Genomic DNA, 12,409 nt, shown 5'->3' on the forward strand with positions numbered 1-12,409 from the left:
TCACACCGTATCCGAACCGTAACATATATTCTTATTATATCTTATTTTATGGGTGCTAACAACCGCGAAATGCGATATAATAATGGAGGAATATATTCAAAATAATCCCGTGGGCAAGAAAAAGACAGACTGCCTGCGGGCAGAAAAGCAGAGATACACAAATTCACAACAAAGGAGATTTTGCATATGGAACGAAATGAACCATGCTGGTGCGGAAGCGGAAAAAAATACAAAAAATGCCATATGGCGATGGACGAAAAAATCGCCCTTCACGCGGAGAATGGCGAGATTGTACCGGATCACAGCATGATCAAAACACCGGAACAGATCGAAAAGATCAGGGAGAGTGCAAAACTAAATACAGCTGTCCTTGATCATGTAGAAAAACATATCCATGCCGGAATGAGTACGGAGGAGATTGACCGGCTCGTATATGACTTCACAACTCAGCACGGCGGAATCCCTGCCCCTTTGAACTACCAGGGATTCCCAAAGAGCGTCTGCACTTCCATAAACAACGAGATCTGTCATGGCATCCCTGATGAATCCATCATCCTTCAGGAAGGAGATATCGTCAATGTGGATGTATCTACCATCCTCGATGGATATTTTTCGGATGCGTCCCGCATGTTCTGCATTGGGGAAGTCAGTGAACGTGCTTCAAAACTTGTGCGCGTCACAAAAGAATGCGTTGAACTTGGACTTAAGGAGGCAAAACCGTGGAACCACCTTGGAGATATCGCTCACGCCATCCAGGCTCACGCCAATGAAAATGGATATTCCGTTGTGGAGGAAATCGGAGGACATGGAATCGGCCTGGAATTCCATGAAGAGCCGTGGGTCAGCTACGTAACGCCAAAAGGAAGTGAGATGCTCCTCGTCCCTGGAATGATGTTTACGATCGAACCGATGATCAATGAGGGGGGACCGGATTTCTTTATCGACGAAGATAACGGCTGGACAGTATATACAGAAGACGACGGACTTTCCGCCCAGGTAGAATATATGGTGCTTATCACGGAAGACGGAGCCGAAGTACTGACAAAATAGGCTGTTGCTCATTTAAAGACCCTGCTGCATTGATGAAGCCGGGTCTTTTCTCAAATAACAAAAAACGAGTCAAAAAGTTTTCCTTTACAGAAAAAAGCACTGCCCTTCAAAGTAAAAGGCAGTGCTTTTCATGACATACAAAAAGCGGGTGATGGGAATCGAACCCACGTATCCAGCTTGGAAGGCTGGTGTTCTACCATTGAACTACACCCGCGTATGCCCAAAGCCGGAATCGAACCAGCGACACGAGGATTTTCAGTCCTCTGCTCTACCAACTGAGCTATCTGGGCATCTCTCTATTTAACTGCTGTGCGCTGAGCACATGTTGTATTATATTACGGAATATTTCATTTGTCAACAATTATTTCAAATTTTTTTATTTTTTATATTTTGTACGTTTTTCCGATTTCTCCAATCAATCAATTCCATTGTATTCGGCCACATAGATCATACCGTACCGGTTTACGACCCAGTTTCGCATCTCCACGCCTTTGTCCCTGTCATAAGGAGGTTGTGTGAGCACATATCCAATCTGTCCATCTTCAAGCTCCTGTGAATACGGCGCCTCGACGATACCGGTCTGAAAAGCCGAGAGGGGATGCCCGGACCTTAAAATCGCAAAGCGCACTGCGCCATCCGGCAGCATAAAGATATACATGACAAGTATCAGTATCGGCACAAGGAACAAAACCTTCCAGTATTTTTTTGTCTTTCTTCTGTGTTTTCTGCGTTTTTTCTTCATAAATTTCAACCCGCCCGTTTCCAGACTATCATTCTCTTTCTATTGTATCAGAAACGATCATAAAATTTCTATCTTTTTTCTTAATACGTTCTTATGCTTCTGTTAATTTAAGAGGACGTTGATTGTCCTTGCCAAAAATGCTATGATGTAAAAGACACTCGAACTTTTGATCAAGGAAGTAAAAGACAATGTTAAAAAAGGATTTTCTGGAACGGTTTTCCATCAGTGAAGAAGAATTTGAGGAGGCTGGTTTTACGTGGGAAGAGCTTTGCTATATCGCGCGGGATTACGCTTATCGCCTCCCCCATCTCAGGCTTATCCGGGATGAATTTCTACAGGAATACATCAAAAACAAGGACCACCGTACGGGTCTGCATTCTTACCGCACCCGTATCAAAAGCCCTTGGCATCTTGTTGAAAAAATCATTCGCAAACGGTGCGAGAACTACCCCAAATACCGCACGCTCACAAAAGACAATTACATGAAGTTTGTAACCGACACCATCGGATTTCGCGGCCTGATCCTGTACCGAGAAGACTGGGTTGTATTTCACAAATATCTGATCCGGCATTTTGAAAACAATCCGGACCTTTATATCCGGGACTGTATTGCGGATTTCCATCCAGACAAAGACCTCTACATGGCCGAGCCGCCAAAGGTCCATATGCGTCTCGGAGATTTCAGTGAGATTTATTCTGAATGGATACCGGCTGACAATATATTCGATCGCAAACACTATCGCTCCGTTCATTATATTTTAAAATACAAAGGAATCTATATGGAAGTGCAGCTGCGTACACTTTTTGAGGAAGGCTGGGGCGAGATCGATCATCATATCCTCTATCCATACAAAGTCAGTGACCCGATGCTGACAGAATTTTCCGAGCTTTTGAACCGGCTCTCCGGCATGGGCGATGAGATGGCCTCCTTTTTCAAGCGTCTGTGCGATGTCTCCAGCGAGAATTTCCGCCCCAAACAGACGACGGTCAATCCATGGGCCGACTACAGCACCTTCATCCGGCAGGAGCGCAAACCGGATCTGCATTCGATCCATACCATCGACGACGCCATTTTAAGCGTCATCAAAAAATAAGCATAGGAGGAATATCCATGAATCCAATACCGACACCGGGGATACCGGAATACATCCTGGCTTCTGCAGACGATATGATGCAGCGCGTTCTGGATGGGAAAATACGGAAACATCTTCTGAATGACAATTCCGCTGTCTACACGCAATACGAGGACGTAGTGGCAGAATTTACCGAACAGGGGATCAAAAACAAATACGCTGTTATCTACAAAGAAGCCGACACTTTTTTAAGCAGTCTGGATGCTGCCGGTTCCGTGCGCATCGATGAGACGATACTGATGCACGCTGTCATGGACTATTTTACCGATATTTCCCGGATCCAGGGATTCCACAGGATCCGTCAAATCAGCGACATCAAGGAAATTTCCTACGATACTTACTGGCTCATGAGACGCAAACCACTGCAGGTTCTCTCCTCGGATGGAGACGAAGAATTCTGGGCATTCATCAACGAAAAGTTTGCCTTTTCCAGAGTTGCCTCCTTCCTCACACGCAGGCAAAGAGGCGCTGTGCTGGAGGATGAAAGCAAACAGGTCTTCCTGGATTTTCTGGACACGCTGTACTACTTTTTGAAATACCGCGAATATTCCCCTAAAATCCTGGAACTTATCCTCATGGGATTCCAGACCGGACAGCTTTTCCCTGTAAAATCATAGCGTTTTTCAGGCACAATCAGACATTTGCAATCAACAAAGGAGACCCTATCATGAAAGAACAAAATCTGCACACGAAAAAGGAACATCCTGTTTTTCGTTTTGTCAAAAAACACCTTACCCGCAGAATATTGACAGGAATTCTAATCGTGCTGATAATCGTTGCCGGGATAATCGGTCTTAGAAAGACTATTTTTTCCGACAGCCAGACGACCAAAATAGGCTTTGAGGATATCGGCGAGCTGGCCACCCAATCCGCCTACTGCACACAAGTAAACGTTACCGATTCTTCAAGAGAATTGTTTGGCGCAAAAATCCCTTTTACGCAAAGCAAGTATATCTATAGTTACGATGTCGTAGTCAAGGCAGGATTTGACTTTGAAGAGATAGAATGGAGCAAAAACGATAAAACTATAGAAGTGAAACTGCCCGAAGCAAAAATTTTGAGCAACGAGATAGACCTGGATTCCTTCAAAGTATACCACGAACAAGAAAGCATTTATAACCAGATTGCTTTAGAAGAGAACAATGAGGCATTGGCCAAATTAAAGGAAACAGCCGAGAAAGATGCCATTGAAAATGGTTTGCTGGAAAATGCACGCAGCAACGCCGAAACAATACTGACCGGTTTTTTCGGAAATGAATATGATTTGGATAAATACGAGATAATTTTTACAGATAAATAGAAAAGAGGCTGCATATGAAAAATTTTAAGAAAAAATTATTGTTAACGATTGCCATCATCGCAGGAGCGATCGCAATCTTCTACTTTATTTTATTCCTTACCGCGTAAAATTTTCCTGAAGTATTACATACAAAAATGATGGGAGGCCTTGAGTAAATCAGGCTTCCCATCATTTTTGCATTTCTTGCCCCTTATCATATGCCGCAGACCGGAATCGAACCGGTACGGGAGGATAAGTCCCGCAGGATTTTAAGTCCTGTGCGTCTGCCAGTTCCGCCACTGCGGCGTATGGATGGAGGTGGATTCGAACCACCGAAAGCGTTGCTAACAGATTTACAGTCTGCCCCCTTTGGCCACTCGGGAATCCATCCATATGTCTAGGACAACACTTATAACATTGTCCTAACCCTATATATTTATACCATACTCAAAAAAGAAACGCAAGGAAAAATTTCCCTGCGTTTTTCTTTTGCTCTATTTCCCTTCTGCCTTCACAGATCCTTCCAGGATTTCCCCTGCTTCAACCCGATTGATCAATCCCCCTATCTGAGCGACTGTCTCTTCATTTGGAACCGTGACATAAGGGGTTCCTGCGATGGAATAACATTCCCTTCGATCCGGCATACCGTCTGCCGCCACCGAATAGATCTGCCAGTCCGAACCGTTCTGAAGCTGCTGTTTGATCAGTGCACGGATCTGCTTCATGGACATATTCGTCTCTACGCTGTCAGACATTTCCGCCAGAATATCTGTCGCCTTCACAATCATGGACGGAGCTATCATTTTCTGGATGATAGCTGTGATCAGCGCTTCCTGATTCTTCCCTCTCTGATTGTCCCCGTCATCCAGGGCATGTCTTTCCCTTGCGAAAGCCAGAGCCTCTTTTCCATCCAGATGGTTGATCCCCTGCTTGATCTCCACAATAGCTCCCGCATCGGTTCCTGTCGTAAATGCCAGCTCCGAATTGACATCCACTCCTCCAAGGATATCGATGATATTGACAAAGGATGTAAAATTCAGCCTTGCGTAAAACGGTATTTCAACCTGATACAGCTCTTCCAATGTATCAATGGAGACATCCACTCCATACTGTCCGGCATGTGTCAGCTTATCCGGCATCCCGCCTGAAATTCCAGGGATCGGTACGTAATAGTCTCTCGGTGTCGTCACAAGCAAAATCTGCCTGCTCTTCGGATTGACTGTGGCGATAATATTAACGTCGCTTCGGCTCTGCGTCGCCACATCCCCATATGTGTCGATCCCGCTCAAATATACAGAAAACGGCTCTGACTGCACCGGCACATTCAACGTCGTATCCTGCGTATTCTCTTCGATGTTATATCTGTATAAAATGCGGGTTTTCTCTGTAAATCCTTCAACTGCCTGATTCATCACATCATTGTAGTTGGAATCATAGATGATGACATCGATTTCTTCATCTATGAGTGCTTTTGCCAGCGTTCCCATCTCGTCATACTTCTTTGTAGCGATATGCTTTTTCAGCTCTTTATTTACATTCTCGATAGTCCGTTCGGTATTGGAAACATTTCTCGCATATTCCACACCGAAAGTGTAATCGCTGACATCACTAAGTTCCTGCGCCTTATCATTTTCCCGGACGACTACTACCATCTTGTGGATTTCTGTAGTCCCACGTGTCATATGAAGAAGAGCGCCTCCCGTTTTGTATAGGTAAAAACTTCCAATGATCAGCGTCACACTCACAAGGAGACTAAATACCTTTCCGATGATCTTCGCTTTTCCTCGAACTGCCAGCTGGGAGACCAGGGTAATTCCAAGAAGCAGGAGAAGCACTCCTGCTATGATGAGCAAATATTTCATGATCAGAATATCCAGCCAGCACAGTACTCCCATCAATGCAAAAGAGGCCAGCATCTGGATGGCAAAAAATACCATTCCTCTCGCAATCCCTGCTCTTTCTGCCTTTCGTTCTTTTCTCCGTCCCGCCTTTGCCCTGTCTGCTTTGGGACGGGTCTGTCGGATATTCCCTTCCGTGTCCTGCATATCTTCGGCTTTTTTGAATGATTTCTTACGATATTTCTGGCGTTCTTCCAAATTATAGTCCGGGTCGGACTGTCTCCGGCCGCCTCCTCTTGCTTTCGATTGTTGGGAACGAATTCGCCGGTATTCCTCCCGCCGGTTGTTCCCATTCTCTCTCTGGGCCATAATCCTTTTTATCCTTTCGTAAGCCTTATGTGCTTATCCACACACTATTTCTATTTTATAACTTTTACTACATGAGCAGCATTTTGTCAAGTTTTATACTAATATTCCCTCTTTTTTAGTATAATTGCCGAATGTTTTCCCATGTTAAGTACGATTTCCCCGTTTTCAATGATATACTCTTCGTACTCCGTCGTATACCCTTTGTCGTATGTGTAGAGAAGCCTTCTCATAATCCCTTTCATCGGAATTTCGGCAGGCCATACCGGCACATGCACTGTGGCATGTTCACTCCGGTTATTTACGATGATGACAAACTGATGTTTTACATGAAATCTGGCATATGCCAGAATGCCTTCTTCCCACATCAGAAGCTTGAGCGATCCCGTTCGGAACGCCAAATATTTTTTGTGAATAGCGATGACTGCCTTGTGAAATCCAAGCATCTCTTTGTCTTCCTGCCCCCATGGGTACGTCCTCCGGTTATCCGGGTCTGTAAAGCCGCAGACACCCACCTCATCTCCGTAATAGATCGTCGGCGCACCTACCCAGGTCATCTGCATGAGCACGGCTTCACGCATGATTGCAGGATTGACATATGCCTCAGCAGCCTCATGGCCAAGATGCTCCACCCTTCCAGTCATATGATTGGTTCTCGTGAGAAATCTGGAATGGTCATGATTGGACAGCTCGTTCATGGCTGTCTGGAGGGATGGCGTCATCATTGCAGACATATGATGTCTGATGGCATTCACAAAATAATCCGCATTATCACAGAGGTCTGGTCTGGAAGAATCACTGTGCTTTTCCATCCCCGTAAGAAACCATGTAACCGGCTCCATGAATGCATCGTAGTTCATAACTGTATCCCACTCGTCTCCCATAAGCCAGTCTTTCGGATCACCGTAATGTTCTGCCAGAATAATCGCTCTTGGGTTGGCAGATTTTACTGCTGCCCGGAACTTCGTCCAGAACAGGTGATTGTATTCATTGGAATATCCAAGGTCTGCTGCCACGTCCAGCCGCCATCCGTCTATATTGTACGGAGGAGACACCCATTTGCGCGCCACTGTGAGGATGTAATTTTCCAGTTTCACGGAGTCCTCATAATTCAGTTTTGGCAGTGTGTCGTGTCCCCACCACCCTTCATAGCTTCCGTTGCAAGGCCATGCCTCCTTCTTTTCATCATGGAAATGGAAAAAACTTCGGTATGGGCTGTCTGATGACATGTACGCGCCTGGTTCATAGTTCCCTTCCTGCTCGTAGATCCGTTCCCGATCCATCCATTTGTTAAACGATCCGCAATGGTTGAACACGCCGTCCAGAATGACTTTCATTCCCCTCTTGTGAATCTCCTCCACTACATGGACAAAGAATGCATTGCTGGCTTCCAGATTTGCTTTTCCCGCAGACCGTATCTGGTACTTTGTGGCCTTGCTGTTGTCCATACAGCCCTCCGGAAGGATTTCTCCTCCGTCTTCAACAATCTTGCCGAAATGCGGATCGATGTAGTCGTAATCCTGCGTATCATATTTGTGATTGGACGGGGAAACGAAAAGCGGATTGAAATAGATGACTTCCACTCCGAGATCTTCCAGGTAGTCAAGCTTATCCAGCACTCCCTGTAGGTCCCCTCCGTAAAATTCCCGTATAGCCATAGTCTTTGCCGGCTTTTGGTTCCAGTCCGTGATCTTCTCGGATCTCGCCCCAAGATATGCATATTCTCCCGTCTCCACGTCGTTGGACGGATCCCCATTGCAGAAGCGGTCGACATAAATCTGATACATAACTGCGCCTTTTGCCCAGTTAGGCGTCGCGAAATCCGGCACGATCATAAAATCATACATCTGGATAGGCTCTTCCACCGCCCCATATCGGTTGAAAAAGCATACTGTCCCATCCAAACCTTGGATACAGAAATGGTAGCGGAAAGGTTCGTTTTCCAGACGGATGACATATTCATAGTAGTCAAAGACTTCGGTCGTATATTTTTTGGCCATGGAAAAACAGGCCTCATCCGTGACCAGTTTTACCTCTTTCACGTCGTCTCTCGCCGTCCGAAATCGGAGCGTTACCTCCTGATTCTCTGCTGGTTCCGGAGGATACACATACTGATCTGTACCGTCACTAAATAATGCCTGTTTATTCATGTTCCTACTCCCTTCTCAATGAACTGTCTTACTGCTTCGTCGATTCTTCCTGAGTATTCTGCTCGAATAAACTTTCAAATTCTTCTCTGGAAATTTTTTCTTTTTCCAAAAGCAGTTCAGCACACTTGTGTAAAACGTCGATATGTTCTGTAATCATTGCTTTTGCTTTATCATAACATTCGTCGATGATCCTCTTCACTTCCCTGTCGATCTTTCCTGCCACTTCTTCTCCGTATCCACGTGTATGTGCCAGATCTCTGCCGATAAACACTTCCTCGCTGTCGCTGTCGTAGTTGATAAGCCCCACTTCCCTGGACATACCAAACTTTGTTACCATAGCCTTGGCAAGGCTTGTCGCCTGTTTGATATCCTGTGAAGCCCCTGTCGTGATATCATCAAAAATAATCTCTTCTGCAATACGGCCTCCAAGCGAAACTGTAATGTCCTGAAGCATTTCCCCTCTTGTATTAAACATCTCATCTTTTTCCGGAAGCGGCATGGTATACCCGGCTGCTCCGGCTCCTGTCGGGATAATAGAGACCGTATACACCGGCCCCACATCCGGGAGCAAATGGAACAGGATCGCATGCCCTGCCTCGTGATAGGCCGTAATCTTTCTGTCCTTTTCAGAGATCACACGGCTCTTTTTCTCCGATCCGATACCTACCTTCACAAAAGCTCTTCTGATATCTTCCTGCACAATATACATACGGGCCTGTTTTGCGGCAAGAATAGCGCTTTCGTTCAAAAGGTTTTCAAGATCCGCACCCGTAAAGCCGGCTGTCGTCTGCGCGATCTGTCTCAGATCCACATCTTCCCCCAGAGGTTTCGTCCTCGCATGGACGGAAAGGATCTCAAACCTGCCCTGCACGTCTGGTCTTCCGACCACGACCTTCCGGTCAAAACGGCCCGGTCTCAAAATTGCCGGATCAAGAATATCCACTCGGTTCGTAGCTGCCATCACAATGATTCCCTCATTGACTCCAAAGCCATCCATCTCAACGAGAAGCTGGTTCAGCGTCTGTTCTCTCTCATCATGTCCGCCTCCCATTCCGGTCCCTCTTCTTCTTGCCACTGCATCAATCTCATCAATAAAAATAATGCACGGTGCATTTTTCTTGGCATCTTCAAAAAGGTCCCTCACACGGGATGCCCCGACACCCACAAACATTTCCACAAAATCTGAACCGGAGATTGTAAAGAATGGAACGCCCGCTTCTCCTGCCACCGCTTTTGCAAGCAGAGTCTTTCCTGTCCCCGGAGGCCCTTCCAGAAGAACGCCCTTCGGTATTCTGGCGCCGACCTGGATGTATTTTCCTGGCTCTTTCAGGAAATCTACGATTTCTTCCAGCTCTTCCTTTTCTTCTTTCAGCCCTGCCACATCCTGGAATGTCACTTTCTTGTCTTTGTCTGTCATCATCCTTGCGCGGCTTTTCCCAAAATTCATCGCTTTCGCTCCGGCTCCACCGTCGTTCATGCCGCTCTGCCGTCTCATAAAAGCAAAAACTGCAAGCACTGCCACTACCATGATCAACGTTGGGAAGATCGTCGACATAAAAACGCTCTCCTTTGGAACTGCCGCCAACTCACACTCTACTCCGGCTTCCCGAAGATATTCTTCCTCTTCCGAGACATTCGAAATATTTACATAGCGAACCTCATTCTCGTCTGCGAGATGAAGTTCGATCTGTCCTGTCGGGACCGCTTTATCCTGATAGATAACTGCACTTTCTACCTGCTGGCTCTCCACCGCCTCTCGATACTGATCCAGCGTGTACGATCTGTTTCTCTCCTGAGACTGGTTCGTAACCCAAAAGATGAGAAGCACCGCAACGATCATGAGAATGATCGACATGCCGCCTAGCCCCTTGCCTTTCTTATTGTCCAACCTTCTTTGTTCTCCTTTCCTTATTCTACGCCTTCCACAACACCTATGAACGGAAGGTTCCGGTATTTCTGAGCATAGTCAAGCCCATAGCCTACCACAAATTCATCTGGGATATTAAATCCCACGTAATCTACTTTTACGTCTTCCACACGCCGTTCCGGCTTATCCAGAAGTGTGCAGATATGCATACTCTTTGGTCCTCTCTCTTTCAATATCTTCATCAGGTGGAACAATGTACGTCCGGAGTCGATAATATCCTCCACAATAAGCACATCTTTTCCTTCCAGCGGTTCATCCAGATCTTTTACGATCTTTACGATCCCGCTTGACTCTGTTCCTGCTCCGTAGCTGCTGACACTCATGAAGTCCATGGAAACCGGCACTGTGATCCTCTTTGCCAGCTCACACATAAAAAATACGCCGCCTTTGAGCACACAAATCAAATGCACCTGCTTTCCAGCGTAGTCTTCACTTATTTTCTTTCCCAGTTCTTCGATCCTTTTGTCTACCTCTTTTTCCGGTACCAACACTCTGATTGTTTCTGCCATGCTATTCTCCTCCGTAGATTTCTATTTCCATGATCGTCGTTGTCTTGTCTGTAATCTGATAGGCTTTACTTTGCCTGTATCCGACGATCCACATGATCTCATCCCCGTCTGCCACCAGCGGGATGCTTTCCCGTTTCTCTTTCGGTATTTTTTCATTGATGAAAAATTTCTTGATTTTCTGACGGTTTCCCTGTCTGTCTATCAAAATATAGTCCCCTGGTCTGCGGTTTCGCAAAACAGGTCTACTTTTTATTATATCATAATCAAACCATTTCGTGTAGGGGGTATCCGGCCAGTTTTTCTCCCCGTTTTCTCTTGGAAATACTCTTATCCGTATGAAAAGTCCTGAATTGTCTTCTTTTTTTCTCTCCCCTTTCCGAAAGCGGATTCCCTCATATGTCTTTTCTGCGCACGTATCACATGGAAAATCCACCTCTTTTCCGGGCTGTTTTTCCATGAGCCCCAGCAAATTTTCTACATGTACCGCCGAAATATCCTTCTCTTTTCCACATATCTGCGCCAAAATACTCTTGGCTATCTCCTTGCGAAACGGATCCGGCACATCGAGAAACTCCTCCTTCTTCAGGATCCATCCATCCTCATCCTCCACAAAACATCTCTTTTTATATTTTGCCGTTTCCGCTTCCATATATTCCCATAATTCCGATATTTTATCCGACAGCTGCGCGATATGTCCGACAGCTTTCGGGTTGATATCCTCAAGCTCTCTCATAACACGGTTCCGAATCCGGTTTCTTGTGTAGATGTCCTGATGATTTGTCGCGTCGTCACACCAGTCCTGCCCCATCTCCTCAAGTGCATCTTCGATTTCTCTTCGTCTCAGACCGAGAAGCGGACGGATATATATGCCAGAACACGGCCGTATCCCCCGCATTCCTTTTACACCCGTACCTCTGATCAGATTCATGATCACTGTCTCCGCATTGTCGTCCTGGTGGTGGGCAAAAGCGATGCGGTCCCCATGGCTTTCCCTGAGAACTTGCTCCATACATGCCCTCCGAATATCACGTCCCGCTTCTTCTTCTGAACACTTCCGCATTCTTGCTTCCTCCGCCACATCGATCCGGAACACCCGGCAAGGCACCCCGTGCTTTTTGCACAGCTCTTCTACAAACCTTTCGTCTCGAAGGGCCTCTTCTCCCCGCAGCATATGGTTGACATGTACGGCCGTGATATGGATATTCCGCGTTCTTTTCCATTCTAAAAGTACAAAAAGCAGGCATACCGAATCAGCTCCTCCGGATATACCTGCAATAATATGGCTTCCATCTTCTGCCATATTCCACCGTCTTTCATATCGTTCTGTTTTTTTCTTTAAAATGTCCCATCTTTTTTCTTCTGTCTGCATCTTTTCATCCACTTCTTCATCTCACATTTGCTGTCCGCCCGCAGCA

The 12,409-nt window shown here is 46.0% G+C and carries 10 protein-coding genes and 4 tRNA genes; 4 read left to right on the forward strand and 10 right to left on the reverse strand.

Features of this window, described 5'->3' with window-relative positions; all coding sequences use genetic code 11:
* The first annotated feature begins 186 nt into the window (after positions 1–186).
* Positions 187–1,050 (forward strand): methionyl aminopeptidase, encoded by an 864-nt coding sequence (locus FLB61_RS09165; protein ID WP_087202880.1) that lies wholly within the window; start codon positions 187–189, stop codon positions 1,048–1,050.
* A gap of 143 nt (positions 1,051–1,193) precedes the next feature.
* Here the strand turns inward: FLB61_RS09165 and FLB61_RS09170 are convergent.
* From FLB61_RS09170 to FLB61_RS09180, 3 genes are all read right to left on the reverse strand, one after another.
* Positions 1,194–1,264, reverse strand: a tRNA-Gly gene (locus FLB61_RS09170).
* Positions 1,265–1,267: 3 nt separating this feature from the next.
* A tRNA-Phe gene (locus tag FLB61_RS09175) sits at positions 1,268–1,340 on the reverse strand.
* A 125-nt stretch (positions 1,341–1,465) separates the two neighbouring features.
* Complete coding sequence (locus FLB61_RS09180) at positions 1,466–1,792, reverse strand: hypothetical protein (RefSeq protein WP_221919951.1); 327 nt, start codon at positions 1,790–1,792, stop codon at positions 1,466–1,468.
* 188 nt (positions 1,793–1,980) lie between these two features.
* Between FLB61_RS09180 and FLB61_RS09185 the strand changes: the two genes are divergently transcribed.
* Genes FLB61_RS09185 through FLB61_RS09195 form a run of 3 tightly spaced genes read left to right on the forward strand, consistent with a single transcriptional unit; the run spans position 1,981 to position 4,225 of the window.
* Complete coding sequence (locus tag FLB61_RS09185) at positions 1,981–2,886, forward strand: nucleotidyltransferase family protein (protein ID WP_087202882.1); 906 nt, start codon at positions 1,981–1,983, stop codon at positions 2,884–2,886.
* Between the two features lie 17 nt (positions 2,887–2,903).
* Entirely contained in the window at positions 2,904–3,542 is a 639-nt protein-coding gene (locus FLB61_RS09190) for a hypothetical protein (RefSeq protein ID WP_221919952.1), read from the forward strand.
* A gap of 50 nt (positions 3,543–3,592) precedes the next feature.
* Positions 3,593–4,225: a DUF4230 domain-containing protein gene (locus FLB61_RS09195; RefSeq protein ID WP_221919953.1), complete on the forward strand. Its 633-nt coding sequence runs from the start codon at positions 3,593–3,595 to the stop codon at positions 4,223–4,225.
* A 198-nt stretch (positions 4,226–4,423) separates the two neighbouring features.
* On the opposite strand, the gene FLB61_RS09200 is transcribed toward FLB61_RS09195, so the two are convergent.
* From FLB61_RS09200 to tilS, 7 genes are all read right to left on the reverse strand, one after another.
* A tRNA-Leu gene (locus tag FLB61_RS09200) sits at positions 4,424–4,510 on the reverse strand.
* 3 nt (positions 4,511–4,513) lie between these two features.
* A tRNA-Tyr gene (locus FLB61_RS09205) sits at positions 4,514–4,595 on the reverse strand.
* Between the two features lie 103 nt (positions 4,596–4,698).
* On the reverse strand, positions 4,699–6,411 hold the full coding sequence (locus tag FLB61_RS09210) for an LCP family protein (protein WP_221919954.1): 1,713 nt from the start codon (positions 6,409–6,411) through the stop codon (positions 4,699–4,701).
* Between the two features lie 98 nt (positions 6,412–6,509).
* Entirely contained in the window at positions 6,510–8,558 is a 2,049-nt protein-coding gene (locus tag FLB61_RS09215; protein ID WP_221919955.1) for a glycoside hydrolase family 13 protein, read from the reverse strand.
* 28 nt (positions 8,559–8,586) lie between these two features.
* A complete protein-coding gene (gene ftsH / locus FLB61_RS09220; protein WP_087202886.1) occupies positions 8,587–10,446 on the reverse strand; it encodes an ATP-dependent zinc metalloprotease FtsH in 1,860 nt (619 codons plus the stop codon).
* A 20-nt stretch (positions 10,447–10,466) separates the two neighbouring features.
* Positions 10,467–10,994: a hypoxanthine phosphoribosyltransferase gene (gene hpt, locus FLB61_RS09225; RefSeq protein ID WP_087202887.1), complete on the reverse strand. Its 528-nt coding sequence runs from the start codon at positions 10,992–10,994 to the stop codon at positions 10,467–10,469.
* Position 10,995: 1 nt separating this feature from the next.
* Complete coding sequence (gene tilS / locus FLB61_RS09230) at positions 10,996–12,363, reverse strand: tRNA lysidine(34) synthetase TilS (protein ID WP_221919956.1); 1,368 nt, start codon at positions 12,361–12,363, stop codon at positions 10,996–10,998.
* Positions 12,364–12,409: the final 46 nt, after the last annotated feature.

Source organism: Sellimonas caecigallum (assembly GCF_019754295.1).
GTDB lineage: Bacteria > Bacillota > Clostridia > Lachnospirales > Lachnospiraceae > Sellimonas > Sellimonas caecigallum.

Bases quoted from the DNA above. Each gene is read 5' to 3' on its own strand.
- FLB61_RS09210 (WP_221919954.1), bottom strand. From the start codon at position 6,411: ATGGCCCAGAGAGAGAATGGGAACAACCGGCGGGAGGAATACCGGCGA.
- FLB61_RS09180 (WP_221919951.1), bottom strand. From the start codon at position 1,792: ATGAAGAAAAAACGCAGAAAACACAGAAGAAAGACAAAAAAATACTGG.
- FLB61_RS09195 (WP_221919953.1), top strand. From the start codon at position 3,593: ATGAAAGAACAAAATCTGCACACGAAAAAGGAACATCCTGTTTTTCGT.
- FLB61_RS09165 (WP_087202880.1), top strand. From the start codon at position 187: ATGGAACGAAATGAACCATGCTGGTGCGGAAGCGGAAAAAAATACAAA.
- hpt (WP_087202887.1), bottom strand. From the start codon at position 10,994: ATGGCAGAAACAATCAGAGTGTTGGTACCGGAAAAAGAGGTAGACAAA.
- FLB61_RS09215 (WP_221919955.1), bottom strand. From the start codon at position 8,558: ATGAATAAACAGGCATTATTTAGTGACGGTACAGATCAGTATGTGTAT.
- FLB61_RS09185 (WP_087202882.1), top strand. From the start codon at position 1,981: ATGTTAAAAAAGGATTTTCTGGAACGGTTTTCCATCAGTGAAGAAGAA.
- FLB61_RS09190 (WP_221919952.1), top strand. From the start codon at position 2,904: ATGAATCCAATACCGACACCGGGGATACCGGAATACATCCTGGCTTCT.
- tilS (WP_221919956.1), bottom strand. From the start codon at position 12,363: ATGCAGACAGAAGAAAAAAGATGGGACATTTTAAAGAAAAAAACAGAA.